This is a genomic window from Colwellia marinimaniae, from assembly GCF_002207865.1.
Taxonomy (GTDB): Bacteria; Pseudomonadota; Gammaproteobacteria; order Enterobacterales; family Alteromonadaceae; genus Colwellia; species Colwellia marinimaniae.
Genome location: NZ_BDQM01000012.1, coordinates 80,225 through 102,073, shown reverse-complemented (window position 1 = coordinate 102,073; position 21,849 = coordinate 80,225). Strand labels below are relative to the sequence as shown.

Genomic DNA, 21,849 nt, shown 5'->3' with positions numbered 1-21,849 from the left:
GTTTACTGAAATCCTTGGGTATTTATTAGAAATAAAAATCAACCGTAAAAGGTAAAAATAAAAAGTAGTGAGCAGCCGCTATGTTATCACTTTTCACGCGTTGCGCATAAAACTAAACCCGAATGACGCTTAACTTGTGCGCTAACACCTTGCTGCCAAATCCCTTGGTGGGCGGCAATAGTCAGCTGTGTTTTCGCCCGAGTGATGCCCGTGTAGAGTAACTCTCGTGATAACAGTTTACTCGCTCTTTGCTGCTTATGGTGTGCTGCACTCTGTGTCGCTGAAATAACCAGAGCAACATGAGCAAACTCACTGCCTTGGGTTTTGTGAATGGTCATGGCATAAACACTTTCAAATTTCGGTAAGCGTGATGGCAATATTTGTCTTATCGCTTGCTGCCCGGTGTCAGTGTCCTCAGCCGTATTACTTTCAAGACTTGTGTCTTCAAAACACGCCATAAGATGTGTCTTACCTGCTTGGTCTATTACTCGCCAGATAATGCCGATATCGCCATTATACAAACCTAAACGGTAGTCGTTTTCATTAATCATAATGGGCTGACCATGATAAAGCGCCGGCTCATTTTGCTGATAAAGGGCTTTATTTTTCCCTAAATAGTGTTTAATCACCTCATTGAGACGCTCTACCCCATAATCTCCTTGCCGGGTAGCACAAAGTACCCGAAATTGTGCTAACAAGGCAAAGGCATCGCTAACATTGGCGCAAAATTCAATCGGCTGGTAATACTGTTTCACTAAAGGCGCTAACCAGTTAGCAAGCTCACCTTGTGCCAATGATAATTGACCCGCTTGCTGAGAATGTGCATCACACAGTAGCTGCCAACTACGCTTAACATCACCTTGAATAACACTATTGGCGAGCAAACCAATACCGCCTTTACCGTCAAAACGTCTTGATTTAAGCAGAAACGATAAGTAATCAACATTGCTAGTATGACCTGTTAACTGCCCAGATAAAAATTCGCTAGCTTGCTCAGCCGAGAGTTGGCAAACTTGCCGTAAATATTGCACATTATCCGAGCTAAAGCCGCCATGTGGTCGTGGCGCTATATCCGCTAACACACTGCCAGCTGCGACCGAGGGTAATTGATCGGCATCACCTAATAAAATGACTTTCGCTGTATCCTTGAGCGCGCGAAATATCCGAGTCATTAGGGGTAAATCCACCATAGAGACTTCATCTATTAAGATAATGTCATACGCTAAGAGATTATCTTCATGGTGTTTGAAATTAGGCGAATTGGGCAATACCCCTAACAAGCGGTGAATGGTTTGTGCTTGGCTCGGAATTTCCGCTAACACCTCGGCATCGATTAAGTCTTTAAAACCAGAAATGGCAGTAACAATGGACTCTGACAAACGTTGTGCTGCTTTACCTGTGGGAGCAACAAGGGCAATATTAAGCGTCGGTGTGCCCTGTCTACTTTGCGCTGCTACAGCTAACGGCTTTGCTCTTAACTGCGCTAACATCACCAGCGCGGCTAATAATTTAGTGACAGTATAGGTTTTACCCGTACCTGGGCCGCCAGCAATAACACTAAATTTTTTATTGATGGCATTAGCGACCGCCACTTTTTGCCAATCAATGTCTAACGATGCTAGGCCTTGCTCCTTAGGGAATAAGGCCGAAATACACTGTTGAATTTGTCCATTATCATACTGACATTGCTGACTTAAGCGGTTGTTAATGGCATGTCCTAAGTCACGTTCAAACTGAAAGTAACGGCGCAAATATAACTTATCCTTATGCAGCACCAGTAATTGTTGATCACCGGCTTGAATAGTTAACTCAGTTAATAGGCTTTGCAGTTCAGTTAAGGGAGCAAAAACAAAACCAGCATGGCTGAAATCATAGTTATCGCCATTTTTTACTGGCACGCCTTTGCCCCAATGTTGCTCAGCAATTTCTGCCAAGGGCAAACACGTATGTCCGGCGCGTAGGCTAGCACTTAAGGCTAAAAATACATGATATAAAGTTTTTTGCGGCTCGATATCAACGGCGGTCTCAGTATTTGTCTGATAAATTAAGGCAGCAAACATTTCTTTGGCAAAAAAATAATCAATGGCTTCAACACCTTGAATAGCGTCTTTGACTTGATTAAAGTGGCTATACACTTGCTCGCTCCTACTATTCACTCTAATCTCAGTCATCTTGCGCTGCCTCGCTATTTTCATGTGCAAATAGTGCATCTAAATTATTTAATTCTTGCACCGAAATTTTACGATAATACACCCCAGCACCTTGATGCTCTGGCTCTGTCGTCATACCACGAAGATATAAATAATAGACACCACCAAAATGTTTACTGGGCTGATAATCACTAAGGGTCTGCTTTAAATAGCGATGTAGTGCTAAGGAGTAAATCAGATATTGTAAGTCATAATAGTTTTTTTCCACATTATCGAGTAAAGCATCATACTGATAGTCTTGAAAGCTATCACCTAGGTGGCTAGATTTATAATCACACAAGTAATATTTACCTTGGTATTCAAAAATCAAATCGATAAAACCATGCATCATGCCGCTAAGCTTTTTATGGCTAGGTAACATCACTGGATACTTTAACGTTAGAGTTGAGGTATTAGTAGAGCTGCTAGTTGATGTCTTGCTGTCACTGCTATTAATATTACGTTCCGCGCTATTTCGGTGATCGGTTAGCAATTTAGCTAAGGCACTGGTGCCCTCGCCTTGCATGGGAAAATAGAACTCACTTTCACGCAAGGTTTTATTCAAGTCCAGATCGCTAAGACTGGCATAATTGTCATTATCATCATTGCTAATAAAAGCGGTATTAAGCACTTGCTCTAACCAGGCAATTAAATCATCTTCAGTAAAGGAGGTATTGTCACTGGTATTTACCCCGCCACTAGTTAACTCACCATAAACTAACAACGGTTTTTCTACACTTTCTTGCCAGTTGGGTGCAGTAAAATCAGTTTGCTCTAAAATATCATGTAATAAGTTACCGGTATGAGCACCCTTAGCTAATTTGAAACAAATTTGTTGCCCGTGAGTTAACGCGGCAAGCTCGCTATTACCTAGCGGGCTATTGCTCAAGGTGGCTAGCTGGTTCTGGGTAGTATCCGTATCTCGGTCAGGATTAGAAACACCGGCATGACGAATATTGCGGCTTAAGGCAGTAAAAGAACTCAACCACCAATCTCGCTCTATGGTCCCGGTGAATTGACTAACCGCGCTATTGACCGACTCTTGACTGTTATTTTCCAATTGTTTTAACACCTGCCCATTATCATCAAGGGGACAATCAAGTGAGACCTGACGAATACCAATGGCATGCTCAGCACCTGCTTTAACTACTGCTAGCCCCTTAATAATGCTGTCTTGCTCTTGTAGTTGTAGCGTTTTACCTAAAGGTGATAAATGATAGCCATCAAAAGCACAACAGAGGATATAACAACGTCGCTCTGCCCTCGTTATCGCTACATACAGTAAACGAATACTTTCTGCATAAGCTTCATTACTCATGGCTTGTTTAGCTTCTTTGCCGCCATCTAGGCTTAAACACAAATTACCGTGTTTATCATGGTACTCTAGATAACTAACCGCTTTATTACCAAATTTGAGTGGATCTTTATGACGACAAGCAAACGGAATAAACACATAAGGATATTCCATGCCTTTCGAGCCATGCTGGGTAATTAAACGAATAAGGTCGCCGTCACTTTCTAAACGCAGCTCGGCTTCAACGTCATTCGACTCGGCATGACATTGCTGTTCAAACCAATGTAACAGCTCTTGCCCCTGACTTAAGCGCACACTCGCCGCCTGTAATATTTCAAATAAATGTAAAATATTGGTTAAACAACGATCTTTATTGCGTAGCGGTACATCAAGCAGATTGTGCATTAAAGTAATGGCCATGGTAATAAAACCTTGTCGTTGCCATTGGCTACGGTAATCGACAAAAGCAAATTTCATGGTTTGATAGGCCAGTTCATCTTGCTGCAGCTGATACAGTTTTTGTGCATCATAGCCCAATAAACCACATGATAATGCCGCAACAAACAAGCGTTCATTTTCGGGTAACAGTACACCTTTAAGTAAACATAACAATTGCCTGGCTTGCTCGGAATGAAATAAATTGGCTCGGTCAGATAGAAAGACACTATCAAGACCCGCTTGCTCTAGGGCTTGTTTTATATCACGCGCTTCAGCGCCATCTCGCACTAATATGGCAATGTCTTTTGGCTTGGCCGCATGCTCGTTCGAGGTGAGCAAGGTCACTATTTCATTGGCACACCAGTTAGCCATCATAGGCCGAGAGCCTTGACTAACCTTGCTATCTGGTTGTTCATGGTCAGTAAAATGAATAAACTGCAGCGCTTTATCACTGTCTGCTAACACTTGTCCGCTCTCAGCATTTTCTTGGTTGGCACTAGCTGATTTTTTACCGGCCAGAACCGCTAAATAAGGAATACCAAAACCAAAGACACTCTCGCTTAGTTTGCCAGTAGCATCTTCAGGCCTTGCTGCTTTAGCCTTCTTGCTAAAAAGCTGATTATAACCGGCAATCATTTCAGGCGTTGAGCGCCAATTAGTATCCATCAACCAATGGTAGTCACAGCCACTACGGGCATTTAAGTAGGCAAAAATATCACCGCCACGAAAACCATAAATAGCTTGCTTAGGATCGCCAATCAGAAACAAAGCTGCATTGGCTTTTACCGCGTTATCGCCATAATAGATAGCTTGCAAAATACCAAACTGTTTAGGGTCGGTATCTTGAAACTCATCAATTAAAGCGACCGGGTATTGCGCCAGTAATTGTTTAGCCAGTTGATTGGTATTGTCATCACTTGAGCTTTCATCGTTGGAACATTCTTTGTTGGCACCTTTATCAGTCAAACAAGCAGAGCTAAGACAATAGGCTAAGGTATTAATTAGATCGTCAAAATCGAGTAAATTAAGCGCTTGTTTTTGTGTGATCACTTGCTGGCGAATGTTATAAATACCTGATTTAACAATGGTATAAGCTTTCGCTTTATTGATTTTATTGGCAATTTTCTTAACCTGCTCTTTCACTTGTTTTACCGGTGCAAAAGCGTCAAGCAATTCAGCTTTATAAGTGGATCTGGCATAACGTTTACCATCAAAAAAAGCATCGGGCATTTTAACTTTGCCTTCACCGACAGCCATCAGTGATAACTCTTGGTCGATAATACTTACCAGCCAAGTGTTTAATTGCGCCAGCTCGCTGCGCCTTTTTTCTTGCTCTGCGCCCTTTTTAACCAGGATCAGCGCATTTTCAAATAAATCGCTGTGTGTGGTTAAATTTTCGTGAGCCTGGCGTACTAGGGTAATAAATTCAGCGGCAATACTTTCAACATCGATAACCGATAAAGTACTGCTGTGCCCTATGGCTTTACTAAAGCTTGATAAAAAGCTTTCCGGTGTCGCCCAAAAGCTCGCCAACAGCATAAAACTATCAGCATCGCTTTTAGCTAAACTGCGATACCAGTCTTGGCACACTTGCAAGGTGATTTCTGTTGAGTTCGCCGCCATATTGGCATTGAAAGGTAAACCACTGGTAAAAGCATATTGATTTAATACCCGTTGGCAAAAGCCATGGATGGTAAAAATGGCCGCTTCATCTAAAAAAAGTAACGCACGTTTTAATAAAAATTCGCGCTTGCTTTTGTCGATGCGTTTATCGAGGGCGGTAAAATAAGGGTCATCAACACACAATACCTGCCAATCACTCAAGGCGAGGCGAATAAAGCTATCAATGCGCCCTCGTAACTCTTGCGTGGCATCTTTGGTGAAGGTCATCAATAATATTTGTTCAACCGTTAGCTCGCGCTCAAGTAATAACCGTAAATATATTCGAGTAATATTATAGGTTTTGCCAGTACCGGCACTGGCTTCGATTAGATGTTTACCACTTAATGGGATAGTAGCCGCATCAAGATTTTTCAGCGTTAGTGCTGCGCTAGCTACCTTATTATCAAGGTTGTTAACTACTTGGTTAGCGTCAGGAGTATTAAGGTGGGTCATTATTTGCTCTCCTTAGCCGTTTTAGTGGCGGTCTTTTTTGCTGCCTGTTTGGTTGCCTGTTTGGCTGCCTGTTTAACGACCACTTGATATAAATCCTGGTAAATAAAATCAATGTCCGCCTGGTGTTTAGCGTATTGCGGACACTCAGGCCAAAAATAACTCAAATAATCATCATCAGCCAAGCCACGTGTACTCATATCTCCTTGCCACAAACCTTCAAAACGCCCTTGGGTCATTTCTGTTAACTGGCCGCGCTTTTTGGTAAACACTTTGTCGGCCAATTCACCGTTTAACAGTAAGGCTTGTTGTTGACCTTTAAAAAACATCTTAATGAGCTTAATGAGTTTTGCTTTTGCATCAATGATATTAGCGACCGAAAACTGCTCTACCTTCTGCGCTTTGGTATTAAAATATAAGCCAATAGTTTCAGTCACTTGTTGTAGTTTTACCGAGTCGCCAGCGTTAATTATCGTTTCATTGGCCATCTGTTCATTAGCAATGAATTGCTGTTGCCAGACTTGCACCACAAGTTGCTGAAAGTACATGGTAAATTTATCTTTCGCTTTAGCGCTTGAGCTACGATAGTGCACCAATAAGTTGTTCTTAACCGCTAATTGAGTATTCAGTGTTACCTTAACCTTGTTACCGCTTAAGCAGTCAACATCAAGGACAAGATGACAATCAATGATCTCAGGATTAGCACAATTAAGCTTGCTTATTTCCTCACTGAATTGCTGCACATCTTGCTGATAATCTTTAAACAAGCTTGCTGTAGTCGGTAAATCGGGGAATTTACCCGATAACTGGGCACGGGTTAACACCTCCGCTGATGCTGCGCTATTTAATGCTGCGTTGAGCAAGTCTTGGCGTAGTAAGTAGCTTTCTAAGTGATTAACACTAAAAGGCTCAACATCTTCTAACAAGCTATGATCATTATCAAAATATAAATTCAGCTGCTGTTGGGCAAACATTTTTGCTGGATGTTGATAAAACCGTATTATTTGCTGGCAAGATAAACTCACCTCTTTATTATTATCTTGTGCCTGTATGGCTAACGGTGCACTGTTATCGATTGAATCGGCAACTGAGCCAGCATCAACAACAGGACGTTGCCCTAACGCCAACCAATTGGCATCGAAACTGGACCATTTACCTTGATAATTATCGGCACTAAACGCTTGCATGGCTAATTGATAGATACCCGTTGGCTGCGCTTCATTATGACTACTGCTATCTTGTTCACAGAAATTCCAACCATAACCTTGAGCTAAATATTCCATCAACTCTTTAACCACCAATGAGGGTTGTCTTTCATTATTATTTTTTATATTTCGCCCTTGATAGCTAAGGTACAAGGAATTTCTGGCGGAAATAATCGCTTCCAAAAATAAGTACCTGTCATCACCACGGCGCGATCTATCGCCTAATTGAGCCTTAGACAGCGACATAAGATCAAAGCCCAAGGCTTGGCGTTGCCGAGGGAATTCGCCATCATTTAAGCCCAATACCGCGATAATTTTAAAGGGGATACTGCGCATAGGTAACATGGAACAAAAGGTGACCTGACCAACCATAAACTGCTTACTGGCATCACCCTGACTAAAATGTTGGCTTAGGTAATCAACGATAATTAACCAGCAAATGTCATCGTCAAAATGGGCATGGTGACAATGCTCTACCAAACCAGCAATGGCTTGCTCAATCACCATTAGGCTGCTTTCATTACTGACATTATCAGCATCGACTCGACTAAATAAACCCTCTAGTTGTGCAAGTAAAAAACTTTGCCATTGTATTGCGCTACGAGAGCGTTGCAGGTTTTCACTAAAATATTGTAACTGTTCGATAAAAAGCATTAACTGACCCAGTAACACGCCATCACTGCCTTCAACATTACTCAATAACAGTTGCTCTTGATAAATTTGTTCACTGTCGGCAAAAGCAAAGCCACGCAATAGTCGTGCTAAGCCTTGTTGCCAAGTAAAAGCAACACTGGCGTGTTGCCCCAACAATGCCTGTTTATGACTTAAATCAATGCCCCAATGCACCGTTGCTTGTTCAAGCCAAGCTGAGATCTTAGCCAAGTCTTCTGTGTTAATGGAAAATTTATTTGCCATGGCGGGTAAGCGTAAAAACGATAACAATTGTGCGACACCAAATCGGCTATCAGGTAAGGTCAGTAACTCGGTAAAAGCGGCGACTAAGGGATCACTATCTTTAGCACTGCGATCAGCAATAGAGCAAGGCAGTGGCGGTACTTCACCGGCTATATCTTGCCAACCCCGAGTAAAAACAGCATTAACATAAGGGGCATATTGTTCCACTTGTGGACACATCACCAAGATATCTTTTGGCGTTAAGCTGCTATCTTGGTTAAATTGATGTAATAAGTAGTCATGCAATGCTTGCACTTCTCGTAAAGCACTATGACAACTAGTGATGACAATAGAATCATCTTGACCAGCCGTATTTAGCGCATCCTTGTCATCATCGCTAGCCTCACTTTTGCCGTCAATCCTGGCATCAGTAAGGGAAAGAATATCATTTTGCAGCTGATGTAAAACACTGGTTTTTTCCGCTGCTGCCATGCTCGGCTGGTCATTTTTAGCGTGTTCAAACAATTCAACATCTATGGTGCTGTAATCTTGCAACATGGAGATAAACTCTCGGCCCTGTTGGCCGAAGTTAGCTAATAGAGGATTGCCGACAAAGTTTTGTACCTCGCTCTCATCGGCTGAAACACCATCGGACCATTGTGATAACTTATTGAGCGCCTGTTTTTCAGTCACTATATCGCCCCAATAGGAGAAACACGGATTAAGATGAAAGAAATGTACTTCAACATGCTCACTCAAGGCATTAATAAAATCAAGCCACATCGGCGCCATAGTATTAAGACCGAAGAAACTAATGCGTGGCGGAATAAGATCTTTTTTGTTGGCAATATTGGCAATAGCATCCTTGAGTAATTCAACTGGGTTATAAGGTAATTGCTCAATTAACAAGCGCCATAATTTCCCTTGCCATTTATGTTCACTGGCAGCAATTTTTTCAAGACCTTGCAGTTCAAAATTTCCTTGTTGCCAACTGTCTAACCACTGTGGTCTAAAAATCAAATACTGCTCATATAAATCAGCTAATTGTGTGGCTAATTGATAACGTTTTAATTGCGCTTGTTTGTCTTCAGTATAACCACTGCCATCTACTGAATCTGCCGATATATCACCACGCCAATAGTGGCTAGCTTGACTAAAATCATCATCATCGACCACTGAATCGAGTGCTAAAAGTGCATGTATACGCCAACAAAGCACTTCTCTGGAGTAAGGTGACTGATCAGGCACTTTATCTTCGCTAGCCAGTGACCTTATTAATTTCCACAGGAATTGAGCTGGTAACGCGTAACGCATATTCATGCTTATACCACGCTCTTTAGCGATCGCTAAGTTAAGCCAATGCTGCATACCCGCATTTTGCACGACAATGACTTCTTGATTAAATACACCTAGAGGGGAAAGTTGCGATATTTTGTTGAGCAAGAGTAACAAATTTTCCATTTTGTTGGCAGGATAAAGATGGATCAAGATAATGCCTTAATTGTAAATGACTATGATTGCCAGTGGCTAAAAACCACTCATTATGACCTGAGAAATCAACGAATAAAATTACCTTAAATTTAACCATAAGGCGTTAAAGAATACGAGTAAAATTAGTTAGCTAGCGAAGAAAGCTCTGCTATTTTTTCCCTTACCTTGACACTTTTTTACAAATTTACCCATAGTTGTGACATTTTATCGACAAAACAGTTACCGAAGATAATCGTGTTATTGGTTACATTAGCTTTCATCAAATCAGCAGCCCAACGACAACGAATGAATTTATATCAAGCAATCTTTGCCACATCCGCAAAGCAGTTTCCCAATAATATCGCCCTTTATGTTGACGCTAGTGCCACAAAAAATAACAGTGTCAAAGGCAAAAAAGGACAGGTAAAAACCTTTACCTACCACGCTTTTTTTGCACTGAGTCAACAATGGGCGAACAGCATTCGTTATTTTAATGATGCGTCATGCCCAGTGGCTATTTATGGTGGCCGACAATGGCAGATGTACGCTGGCATACTCGCCATTCTGGCCAGTAATAATGCCTATGTACCGCTTAATATCAAACAACCGGCCAAGCGAAATAGCAAGATATTGTCAGCCATAAATAGCCAGGTACTCTTGGTGGCTGCTAACGAAGACCCATCGGAGTTATTGCAACACACAAAACAGCCATTAGTGGTCTTGTATTTAGGCACAAATACGCCTAATTGGTGCCTAAATAACAAACGCCATCAGTATTTTAACATTGACGATGCGGTTTCAATAAGCAGCACTGACCTAAGAGCAAATACAACGGCAACAACTACAACGAACATAGCATCATTAACGGCATACCCTTATGCATATATCTTATTTACTTCGGGTAGTACCGGCACACCAAAAGGCATTGCCGTTAGTCATAAAAACATTATCAGTCACCTGCACCGGCTCGATAAGCTTTTAAAGATAACGGCAAGGGATAAAGTCAGTCAGTTTTTTGAATTATCTTTTGATTTATCCGTCCATGATATGTTCAGTTGCTGGCACAAAGGCGCGGCGCTCTATATTATTCCTAATGAACAGCTTATCTGCCCGATGGCATTTATTAAAAAGCATCAATTATCTGTTTTTTCCGCCGTTGCTTCAGCGTTATCTTTTATGGATAAAATGCGCTTATTAAAACCTCAGCAATTACCTAGCTTGAGACTAAGCTGTTTTGGTGGTGAAAAACTACTCACCAGCCAAGCGTTAAAGTGGCAAAAATGTGCTCATAATAGTCGGGTAATCAATCTCTACGGTCCAACAGAGTGCACGATTACCGCCACTTATTTTGAATTAAGTGACCAGCAAGAAATCACCTCAGCATCAGTACCCATAGGTCAAGCATTGCCTGGATTAACGGCCATACTGGTCAAAGATAATAAAGAGATAACGACCAGCAATACCTTAGCTGAATTGTATCTAGCCGGTGATCAACTTGTTGACGGTTACTACCAAGACAGTAAGAAAACAGCGCAAGCTTTTATCACACTAGCAAGCCCGTTAGCTCAAAGCGCAACACGTTTCTACCGTACCGGCGATATTGTCTATTATGACCAACAAAAAAACATTGTCTTTCATGGTCGCAACGATCAGCAATTTAAAGTATCTGGTCACCGGGTCGAAGCTGCCGAGATTGAAACTGCCATTGTTAGCTTTTCCAACGATATCACTTGGTGTGTTGTTGCTGCACACGTTGATCATAACGGCAATACTAGGATCATCGCCTTTATTGAATACCAACAAAACTTACCCCCTTGTTCAGCTTCGAGTTCAGCTCCGAGTTCAAGTTCAGCTTCAGCCTTAGACAATTACCAACACACTCTTGCCGCACTAAGAAAGCATTGTTTACAGCATTTACCCACTTACATGGTGCCTGATGAGTTTAATTTCCAGCCATTATTACCCCGTAATATCAGTGGCAAAGTGGATATCAAAGCGCTACTTAGTGCTGATCATAATAAAATAACTACTCCTAAGGAGACCCTATAATGTTAATACAACAAAGTATCATTCAGTTCATTGAAGAAAAGACCCATTGCCCGTTAATAGACCTAACGGACAACTTACTTGGCACGATAAAATCATTCGATTTCATGATGCTCATGCTAGAGCTGGAACAGAAATTCAAGCTAACACTGCCCTTTGAGCAGGCACTTACCGCTAACTTAAGACAAATCGATGAGTTTATTTTTTGGGTTGAGCAGCACCATGAAAGTTAAACTTTCCAACAAGTCTACAGCCAAAGCGATAACACCTTCGCCACGAGCCTTAATAAAGCATAAAACCATGAGTCTCGGCATAAGATTTTTGCTGAGTACTTTAATGAAGTTAACTAAAAAACGACGTAAGAAATTAATCAACAATATTGGCAAAATAATACTACGTTTTGCTACAAAAACCAGAAAACGTGCCATCAATAATATTGTTCGAGCCATGCCAGAACTCAGTATTAAAGAAGCAACTGACTTGGCCTTTGACGCTTATGGTAATTGTGCCTATGGCGTGGCCGAGTCTTTTTGGTTATCACAAGTAGAGCCTGATATTTTTTGTGATGAAGAAACCTTACAAATTTTGCAATCAGGAACCGGGGCTTGCATTGCCACCATGCATCTAGGCTGCTACGAAGCAGTGCCGCTTGCTGTGGCAAAATTTGCCAATAATTCAGTCACTTTAACTAACATCCCTGATTTTTTAACCGATGAAATGGACTTTTATTCTGCCGTCAATATTACCGCCATCAATAAAAAATCTGCACATGCTTTTAGCCAGTTATTAATCCAAGCGGGCAATAATGGCTATATTTCTTTGCATTGCGATCTGTACGCCAACCAAACTGAAGTAACCTTTTTTGGACAAAAAACTAAAGCGCCCTCCGGCGTAGTTTTACTGGCAAAAATGACTAAAAAACCGCTCTTACTGGCCTATGCGGTTTATCAAGACGACGGCCAAGTACAAGTGTTTTTTGAAACATTGCAATTAAATCAAGAGATAGCAATTCAAAACCAGTTCAATAACGAGCTGCAAAGCAAACAATCAATCAGTCAAAAAACAGCCCCAGAAATTGAGCAAAACGTTGAACAAGTGATGGCACAAATTTACCAACGCTTTGAGCAAATAATTAGACAATATCCAAGCCAATGGTATTGGTCTTATAACCGTTGGAAAAACTACTAATCATGTTAAGTAATATCAATAGTCTAGAAATATCATCAGACCCGTTTGCCAATAAAAACCCAAGTTTATACCGCAGATTACTCTCCTATTATCTGCTACACAAAAAGCTTATTTTCATTGCCTTGCTAGCTCTATGTTTATTTAGTTTGGTCGATGCAGGTATGATTTATTTGGTCAAGCCACTTATTGACCAAGGTTTAGGAAAAGCCAATAGCAACACCTTACAACTAGGCGCTTTATTAATCATCGGGATTTTTTTGCTACGTGGTAGCGCAAGTTTTATCTCAAACTATGCCATTGCCTACGTCAGTAGCAAGGTAACGTATCAAATACGGCAACAAGCTTTTGATAAGTTATTATTTTTACCTCGAACCTTTTTTGATAACAATAGCCGTGGCAGCCTTATTGCTAAACTCATCTATGATAGCGAGCAAGTATCTCAGACCTTTGCAACGGCTGTCGTTATTGTCATCCGAGAGTCTGTCATCATCTTAGTATTACTCACTATGATGTTTTACCACAGTTGGCAATTAACAATGATTTTCTTGGTGATAGCACCCATTATCGCGTTAATTATTAACAAGGTATCGCAGCGCTTTAAAATGATTAGCCGCGCATTACAAAAAAGTATGGGGCAAGTAAGTAAGGCAACAGAGCAAGCAATTTCAAATCAACAAGAAATAATATTACTCAATACAGCTAGCCAAATAAGCGCTCAGTTCGAGCAAATAAACAACCATAACCGTCAACAAAATATGAAGTTACAAGCAACAAGTGCCATAACTAATCCAGTCATTCAACTTATTGCCTCGTTTGCTATTGCTGCGGTACTACTACTTGCCAGTAATGAGCAGGTGCTCAATCAATTAAGCCCTGGCAGTTTCACGCTGATTTTAATTGCCATGGGCTCATTGCTCAAACCACTTAAGCAACTAAGTAATATTAATCAACACTTACAAAAGGGTTTAACTGCAGCAAGCAGTTTGTTTAGTTTTCTAGATGAAAAAGAAGAGCATGATACTGGAAGCAAGCATTTATTAGCACAATGTTCAAACATTACCTTTAACAATTTATCTTTCTCTTATCAAGGTAAGGCTCAACCCGCGTTAAAACATTTTTCAGTGAAGATAAAAGCCGGTAGCAGTGTTGCTTTTGTCGGTGAATCCGGCAGCGGTAAAAGCACCCTAGCCCGCTTATTATTACGTTTATATCAATCGCCGCCACAGTCCATTTTCATTAATGACATAGCCATTGAAAATTATAGCTTAGCATCACTTAGGGCACAGTTTGCTTTTGTCTCACAAGATATTGTGTTAATAGATGATACCCTAGCAAACAATATCCGTTTTGGCTGTAATCGCCCCGTATCAAACGAAGAAGTTGCGCAAGCTGCACTTGATGCCAATGTCACCGTTTTTGCTAAAGAGCTAGCCTTAGGTTTAAATACACCAATAGGAGAAAATGGGCGCAATTTATCGGGAGGGCAACGCCAACGAATAGCCATAGCTCGTGCCATGTTACGTGATGCCAGCATTATCATCTTAGATGAAGCGACTTCCGCCTTAGACAACCACAGTGAACAACATATACAGGAAGCTTTCACCCGGCTAAGCAAAAACAAAACCTTATTGATTATTGCCCATAAGTTATCAAGCATAAGAAATGCCGATGAAATTATCGTGCTCAACAAAGGCGAATTGGTCGAACAAGGCACTCATCTAGAGCTACTCGCCAAAGCAGGTTATTACCACGCACTGCACCAAAAAAGTGGTTAAGTGGTGGTAACAAGCTTGCTTACTCGAGCAATATTGCTGCTTGCCTGCAAGTAAATGCCAACAGCATTGCGGTCAGCATAAATTCATCTTGGCAACTACTAGCATCACTTAATAAAATCTAGATGTTGTTGATACGAATCACCGAGTAAAGGCACTTTATATTCACGCCCTTTAATCGCACAATATAGTCCTACGGCCCATGCTACTACGACAGCTATATTAAGTATCCAACCAACGAGAGGGATCAAAGAAAGTATGGCACCGGTAATAATTAAACCTAAAGATTGCCGTAAATGAAAACTGGCTAGTGAGGATTGATGTTTATCATAGATAACCATAGCCACCACCCAACCTATTAGGGTGAAATAACTAATAACCGCAACGAGTGTTGCCATTTTATGTTGCTCGGCCCAACTCATTTTCTTTTCAAAAACATTATCATAATCACTTGGTATATGTGGCATAACAGACACTCCGTAACTAATGTTTAGGGGAACCGCCTGAGTAACGAATGTAAGTTTCAGCTTAAATTAGTTACTTAGACTTATACCTAAATTTAGGAAAAATAATGTCATTCAACAAGAAAACTTTCTGTCCTGCCATTTAACATAACGACTAAGGAGTTAAATTTTATCAATAAAGCCTATAAATGTTTTTTATCGCTATTTTTTAATACTTGGATAAAGTGATGATATTGTTGCTGCATTGTTACTGTCTGCTTTTCTTGTTCACTTATTGATAACGTCTGGTAGCACAATCGATTATAACTAGCACTGAGTTGGGTGAAAACAAGGGCTAACTCTGGATATTGCTGCCTGATCTTTTTAGCAAAATCATTAACCGTCATGGCTAAAGGTTTTTCCATGCCTTGTTTTGCTAATCTGTCGATGGCTTTATGATAAATTATTTGCCACTGAGCAAAGGCTTGTTTTTTTACCTTTGGACGATTTAACCAGTGTAACAACAACATCAGCATCAGCATACTGAGCACCAAGGTCACGGCTATAATTAACGCTAATTTCCACGGGACCATCTTACCAAACCAGTGTTTCAATAAGTCATATTGTTGCTGGCTGGTAAAACCAATAACCCAGCGGGTCCATTGGTAGTCGAGGGCATCAAATTGTAAACGTAACGTATTTAGCCAAGCAATATTCTTCATACGATATAAGTTAAAGAAGGTATTATTCAGCTCAGCTTGCTCTTGCAGTAACTGATTTGACCAACCAATATTTACCCGCTGCGGGTCTACCGCACCCGTTGGGTCAATACGCAACCATCCTTTACCTGCCACCCATATCTCAGACCAAGCATGAGCGTCATATTGATAAATACTTAAATGGCCTTTATTCACTATTTTTCCGGCACTATTTACTTCATTTGTCACACCATTATATTCACCACCTAAATAGCCAGTAACCAGTCGTGCCGGTATTCCTGAAGCGCGCATAAGAAAAGTAAATGCGCTGGCATAATGTACACAAAAACCTGCTTGGCTATCAAAAAAGAATTGATCTAAGCTGTTATTTACCAACAAGGGCGGTTGTAAGGTATAAGAATAATTTTGTTGGTTAATTAGCGTTAATACCGCCTGTGCACGCGCCTGCACATCGACATAGTTATGTTGTAACTGTAGCGCCAATTGCTCAAGCCTAGGATTACTCCCCTGAGGGTAGCTCAAATTTATTTGTCTACTCTGCGGCGATAACTCAAGTGCTAATGGCGCGGTTAAATAGCTAGTTAACCGATAAGACTTAGCTTGGCTAATAATGGTTGAGCTCTGGATGGTGTAATCAGTTTGAGCAGTAATACCACTGGCATTGCCGGTCACTACCGCCGGCGCTAAAGCAAATAAATATTTTTGGAAACTCGCTTCAACAAATACTTGATACGTTAAGGGTAAAACCTCAGTGTTACTGGCATCAAAAATAAGGCTTTTAGTTCCTGACCCATCAGCTTTGTTTTGGGTAACTTTATTTTGTCTGCGCCACTGCCTACCATCGTAATTTTCTAGCACCATGGCCCGCCAGTATAACTGTGCATAATTGGGTATTTTTTGTCCGCCAAAATCAGCACGGAAAGCCAATTTAGTGGAGCGGGTTAAATTGGCAATATCACCTGGTTTAACGGTATCGGACAATCCCGTTTTAGCAGACTTAGCGAATGGTACTTGCCAAAAAGGTGACAGCCGAGGAAAAACTAAAAAGAGTACCACAGCCAAAAGAGCACTTTGCCCCAATAAAACCACCACCACCTTGAGATTAGTGGCAAAAGCATTTTCCGAGGAGAAAAACTGTAACAATACCGTTAAATTAATGATTAATAAGCTTAATATTATCAGGGAAAAAACCAAGTCTTGCCTAAAAATAAGTGCCGAGGCTAAAATGAACAAACCCAATAATAACAGTTGATAAAAATCCCTACGTGTTCTTAATTCAAAACCTTTAAGTGCATAAGAAAAACAAAGTAAATGCACCATACTAAGCAGAATACCGACCTGCTTGGCGGTAAGCGCGATTGCAACGCAGCCCAATAGTGCAAATATGCCCAGTACCACGGGAGAGATATTAGTCGCTAGTTGTTTACTTGGGCCATGACTGTGGCGCTTACTCGCTAAGTTACTCTGAACTGTGCCAGGATGTTTCCCCCTGCTGGTGTTAGCCGTAGCTCTATTTTGCTGTAATAAAAGTGCTTGCCATGCCAATGATAAAGCAATTATTATCAACATCCAGGTGCTTAGTTCCAAGGCAACGACGGCGATATTTAAACATTGGCACAAGCAAAGTAGCCAGCTATTTTGTCGGCTTAAGTAAAAGTTACTCATGGTTTTACCGTTAACGTTCCCGCTAGTGTTTTGTGACACCAGCTTCTTTTTCTTGTTAAATAACATCATCAATATAAAGCCAGTGCCGTCAAACAAGCTTGTTGGTGATGAAAACCAGAATTAGGTGGAATGTTCATTGCTGTATTGGTCATATCAGGGCAAAGCGCTAAACCAAAGCTTTGCTTAGCTGTCGTCAATTCACCAATAAGAAAGCTTAAATAGGCCAATTGTATTTCTAGGTCATTACTGGGCATGTCGCTAAGTTTTAACCATGTTAATTGCCCTTGGCTTGCTTGATAGTGTTTTGAGTAGTGCCCTTGCCCCTTTGCTAACTGTTTCCAAGCTGTTCTGGCTTTGGACTCACCGCGAACAAAGCTCTTTAATTCTGAAAAATCATCGCTGCCCACACTATTCGTCGTTTGATAACTTTCTCTGTTTGGCTCATCTACTTGCCCTGATAATTGATATTGACCAGCAATGAAACTTTTAGCTTTAGGATAAATAATGGCATAGTGGCCAAAATCCAACATGGCTTTACTTTTAAATAGCCCTAAGGAATATTCGCTAAATACAGTGACTCGTCCTAATTTATATTGGCCTCGTTTAGAGGGTTTATAGGCTAGGATTAACTCTTGTGTCCCCTGTTTACATTGCCCCAGGTTGACAATGGGGCTGTTTAAGCGAGCATCACTAAAATGAGCATTGATATCATAATGCGTTTTTTTAGCCGTTATTTTAATGACATAATACAAGGTGGCATCAGCATAACCTTGTTGTTTTGCCCTACTATAAAAACGCAATTGTGAAAAGTTATAAAAACTATGCAGCATGACACTAATAAACAAACTCGCTAATAAATAGCTAAACAATAAAATGATATTATTTTGGTAGTTGGTGCCTAATAAAAACACCAAGACGACAAAACCTACGTAGGTAAGGCCAAAACGGGTTGGGTATATCATTATATTTCGGCTGTTTAGTTGATGCTCTCGCCGAGTTGGGATCCGATGAGAGAGCCATCGCTCAAAGTTTTTATCAAGGAAACGTCTCAGGGGTTTAACCAATGAAAATGAAGTTATTGCCATAATGATACCCGTTAGCGATCTACTTAGTAACCAAGCGGATTAAGCACATCAACACTATTGAGTATTTGCCTAGCCACGCTGGTAGACTCCTGTTGACTTGGGTCTAGCTGTTGGTTAGCTTGCATTTCTAATCGATGTTGGCACACCACATAAAATACCGCTTGTACATCATCAGGTAAAATATAATCACGGTTATCAATAAAAGCCATCGCTTTAGCGGCTTGTAACAGTGCTTTTGATGCCCTTGGTGATAATGGCTTGCAGCTAATAATAGCGGCAGTTTCTCCGCTATTATTTACCTGGCTAGTGTGACTACTATAAGCCCGTCTACTAACATGACTTAATGCAATAATATACTCAAGCACGTCATTTGAAACACTTATTTGACTAACGGCATCTTGCATGGCAATAAGCTCATCTTGACTAACCACTGCCGCCTGATTATCTGCGGTCTTCTGATTAGTCCGCTGAGAGCTAGTTAATAAAATCTGCTTTTCCGCTTTTATATCAGGGAAGCCGAGGGATAAACGCATCATAAACCGATCCAGTTGCGACTCAGGTAATGGATAGGTACCGGCGTGAAACAAAGGATTCTGCGTAGCAATAACAAAAAATGGTCTTGGTAATTCATGGGTAATACCATCAATACTGACTTGTTGCTCAGCCATGGCTTCAAGCAGAGCACTTTGGGTTTTAGGACTCGCCCGGTTAATTTCATCGGCCAAGACCACTTGATTGAAGATAGGGCCTTTGTGCAACTCAAAACGATTAGTTTTCTGATCAAAAATGGAAAAACCGACTATATCCGCCGGTAATAAATCATTGGTAAATTGTGTGCGCTGATAAGTTAAGCCCAAGGTGGTGGCTAGCACATGGGCCAGTGTCGTTTTGCCCATACCCGGTAAATCTTCTATTAATAAATGTCCTTGAGCAAGTAAACAAGCCAGCGCTAAACGGCACTCGTTCGGTTTACCTAATACCACGGTTTCAATTTTATTTAAAATGGCAGTGATGGCGGCTTGACTGGCTTGCACTATATCTACAACTGGCGGCGTTTGCGGCATAAAAAAACGTCTAATTATAATGAGTTAATTAGACGTTTTATCATGAATTGACGAGAAAGGGAATTGCTAACCCTTATTAGCTTCGATTAGGCCAGCTTAGTCGTTAATATAACGTCGATTAGCAACCGCTTCATTTAACTGACTTAATAACTGCTCGGTATCAGGCCAACCAATACAAGCATCGGTAATACTTTGTCCATAGACTTCAGCTTTACCGTTAACTAGGCTTTGATTACCTTCCACTAAATGGCTTTCAACCATAACACCGAAGATATTGTCATTGCCTTGGCTTATTTGCTGACTTACATCAGTAGAGACTAACATTTGATTTTCAAATTTTTTGTTCGAGTTAGCATGACTAAAGTCAATCATCACCTTAGGGTTTAAATCACACGAAGATAACTGCTCGGTGACCGATTTAACACTGTGTGCATCAAAGTTAGTGGTTTTTCCGCCACGTAAAATAATATGGCAATCACCATTACCTGTCGTTTCGACTATGGCCGCATGACCAAATTTTGTCACCGATAAAAAGTGATGAGATGCAGCGGCAGAGCCAATAGCATCGATAGCAATTTTAATGGTACCGTCAGTACCGTTTTTAAAGCCAACCGGACAAGAAAGCCCTGAGGCTAATTCACGATGAACTTGTGATTCTGTGGTACGCGCACCTATAGCCCCCCAACACATAAAGTCCGCTATATATTGTGGCGTGATCATATCTAAGAACTCACCCGCGGTTGGTAAACCAATATTATTAAGATCCAGCAATAATTTCCGACCTAAACGTAAACCATCATTTAATTGAAAGCTGTTATCCATATAAGGGTCATTGATCAAGCCTTTCCAACCGACCGTGGTCCGTGGTTTTTCAAAATAAACCCGCATCACTATTTCAAGACTATCTTTATACTTTTCACGTAACTTAACCAAACGCTGGCCATACTCAAGCGCAGCTTTAGGGTCGTGAATAGAGCAAGGTCCAATAATCACCAGTAAGCGATCATCTTTACCGTTGAGAATATTGTGAATAGCAGTTCTGCCGGCAACAACGGATTTAGTGGCTTGCTCTGACGCAGGAAATCGCTCCAATAAGGCAATTGGAGGTAATAAGTCTTTAATTTTATTGATGCGTACATCGTCAGTTTGGTACATAGTTGGCTCTCTACTGCTATTTGTTGCTTATTCATGACTAATTCATTTAGCCTGAATGTTGACGATACTCAGTGGTGTTTATGTTACTTTTAGCTTTGCCATATCGTTAGTTATGGCTGTAGTAAAATAACGTCCGCTAAGTACCTTATTATTAATTCCTAATTAGAATCCCAAAAACAATCTAGCAGTGTTGCTGGTTGAATACCATGAAAAACTGCTGTTATAGGCTGGTTTTTAGAATAAATATTCTAATATTGAAACATAACGACAAATGCAGTAAATATTAACTAACACCTCCGATGAATAAACACTGTACAGCGACATCATTATTTAAGTAATTCATGCCCCTCGGGTAACTGTTTTGCTATCCAAAGTGCCAATTTATGCTTCATATTGGGTTGGTCTTCATTATCGATAGCTAAGGGTTGAATGAGCTTATCATTCACCAATAAGCGATAAAGACTTTCTATTTTATCTTTGGCGGAGTTTGTCGCGGCGAAACTATTGTAGCCACGGTTAACCGCGTAATTTTCACCAATGCTTAACGCTTTTTTTAGCAATTCAGCTTCATTTTTTAATTTTTTCATTGAATATCGACCTGGTAGCAATCTGATTGTTATTACCATGCGTTAAATGACGTCTAAATACAAGCTTAACTACTGACATAAACACCGGCCTAACACACCAAATGTGACCAATAAACAAGCAATTACATATTTTAATAGGTTGCTAGCTATTGAAGTAACAATCTATTGTGTCCACCTAGGTTTTTAAAGCCAGTTTACCCGTCATCAATCCTATTAGCGGTTATACTAGTAAACACAGGGGTGACGCTTTCTGGAGGTTATTATGTTTTTAAAAAACAGAAAAAATGGCGATATGGTCGATGTCGATAAAATCCGAGATTTAACCAATTTGTATCATGAAAAGGTTTTGGGATGTTATCAAGTGGGGGAAGAGGTACAAGACCCACAAGAATTTAAGAAATCAGAGCTGGTGTTTTTATCAGGTGAAGACTTACCTAAGTGCTGGACCGACCCAAATTACCGTGTTCGTAAGAAGTAACCTTGGCCATAATATATCGTTAACAACAAATTGCTAACGTGCACA

14 protein-coding genes are annotated in these 21,849 nt (G+C 40.7%); 5 read left to right on the top strand and 9 right to left on the bottom strand.

The annotated features are described in order from the left end of the window. Window positions 1-86: 86 nt before the first annotated feature. From recD to recC, 3 genes are read right to left on the bottom strand one after another with little or no spacing between them, the layout of a single operon-like run. Window positions 87-2,171, bottom strand: a complete 2,085-nt coding sequence (gene recD, locus MTCD1_RS09300) for an exodeoxyribonuclease V subunit alpha (RefSeq protein WP_057180891.1) — start codon at window positions 2,169-2,171, stop codon at window positions 87-89. Beyond that, entirely contained in the window at window positions 2,164-6,036 is a 3,873-nt protein-coding gene (gene recB / locus MTCD1_RS09295) for an exodeoxyribonuclease V subunit beta (RefSeq protein ID WP_057180890.1), read from the bottom strand. Before recB ends, recD begins: the two co-directional genes overlap by 8 nt. Further along, on the bottom strand, window positions 6,036-9,620 hold the full coding sequence (recC, locus tag MTCD1_RS09290; protein WP_082606484.1) for an exodeoxyribonuclease V subunit gamma: 3,585 nt from the start codon (window positions 9,618-9,620) through the stop codon (window positions 6,036-6,038). Before recC ends, recB begins: the two co-directional genes overlap by 1 nt. Window positions 9,621-9,908: 288 nt before the next feature. Here recC and MTCD1_RS09285 point away from each other — a divergent pair, with 288 nt between their 5' ends. The 4 genes from MTCD1_RS09285 to msbA are packed head-to-tail and all read left to right on the top strand — an operon-like array spanning window position 9,909 to window position 14,611. Then, a complete protein-coding gene (locus MTCD1_RS09285; protein WP_143760104.1) occupies window positions 9,909-11,651 on the top strand; it encodes an AMP-binding protein in 1,743 nt (580 codons plus the stop codon). Continuing rightward, entirely contained in the window at window positions 11,651-11,881 is a 231-nt protein-coding gene (locus MTCD1_RS09280; protein ID WP_057180887.1) for a hypothetical protein, read from the top strand. The genes MTCD1_RS09285 and MTCD1_RS09280 overlap by 1 nt, the downstream gene beginning before the upstream one ends. Beyond that, on the top strand, window positions 11,871-12,836 hold the full coding sequence (locus MTCD1_RS09275; RefSeq protein ID WP_057180886.1) for a lysophospholipid acyltransferase family protein: 966 nt from the start codon (window positions 11,871-11,873) through the stop codon (window positions 12,834-12,836). The genes MTCD1_RS09280 and MTCD1_RS09275 overlap by 11 nt, the downstream gene beginning before the upstream one ends. A 2-nt stretch (window positions 12,837-12,838) precedes the next feature. Further along, a complete protein-coding gene (msbA, locus tag MTCD1_RS09270) occupies window positions 12,839-14,611 on the top strand; it encodes a lipid A export permease/ATP-binding protein MsbA (RefSeq protein ID WP_057180885.1) in 1,773 nt (590 codons plus the stop codon). Between the two features lie 104 nt (window positions 14,612-14,715). On the opposite strand, the gene MTCD1_RS09265 is transcribed toward msbA, so the two are convergent. From MTCD1_RS09265 to MTCD1_RS09240, 6 genes are all read right to left on the bottom strand, one after another. Then, on the bottom strand, window positions 14,716-15,075 hold the full coding sequence (locus MTCD1_RS09265) for a DUF4870 domain-containing protein (RefSeq protein WP_057180884.1): 360 nt from the start codon (window positions 15,073-15,075) through the stop codon (window positions 14,716-14,718). Between the two features lie 179 nt (window positions 15,076-15,254). Beyond that, entirely contained in the window at window positions 15,255-17,474 is a 2,220-nt protein-coding gene (locus MTCD1_RS09260; RefSeq protein WP_235013365.1) for a transglutaminase TgpA family protein, read from the bottom strand. 29 nt (window positions 17,475-17,503) lie between these two features. Further along, entirely contained in the window at window positions 17,504-18,520 is a 1,017-nt protein-coding gene (locus MTCD1_RS09255) for a DUF58 domain-containing protein (RefSeq protein ID WP_231733009.1), read from the bottom strand. A gap of 23 nt (window positions 18,521-18,543) precedes the next feature. Further along, window positions 18,544-19,584 carry an AAA family ATPase gene (locus MTCD1_RS09250; protein WP_057180882.1) on the bottom strand — a complete coding sequence of 347 codons (1,041 nt, stop codon included), beginning with the start codon at window positions 19,582-19,584 and terminating at the stop codon, window positions 18,544-18,546. 96 nt (window positions 19,585-19,680) lie between these two features. Next, a complete protein-coding gene (gene aroG / locus MTCD1_RS09245; protein ID WP_057180881.1) occupies window positions 19,681-20,739 on the bottom strand; it encodes a 3-deoxy-7-phosphoheptulonate synthase AroG in 1,059 nt (352 codons plus the stop codon). Window positions 20,740-21,065: 326 nt separating this feature from the next. After that, window positions 21,066-21,326, bottom strand: coding sequence for a DUF5062 family protein (locus tag MTCD1_RS09240; protein ID WP_057180880.1), 261 nt, complete (start codon window positions 21,324-21,326; stop codon window positions 21,066-21,068). Between the two features lie 262 nt (window positions 21,327-21,588). Here MTCD1_RS09240 and MTCD1_RS09235 point away from each other — a divergent pair, with 262 nt between their 5' ends. Beyond that, window positions 21,589-21,804, top strand: a complete 216-nt coding sequence (locus MTCD1_RS09235; RefSeq protein ID WP_057180879.1) for a hypothetical protein — start codon at window positions 21,589-21,591, stop codon at window positions 21,802-21,804. Window positions 21,805-21,849: the final 45 nt, after the last annotated feature.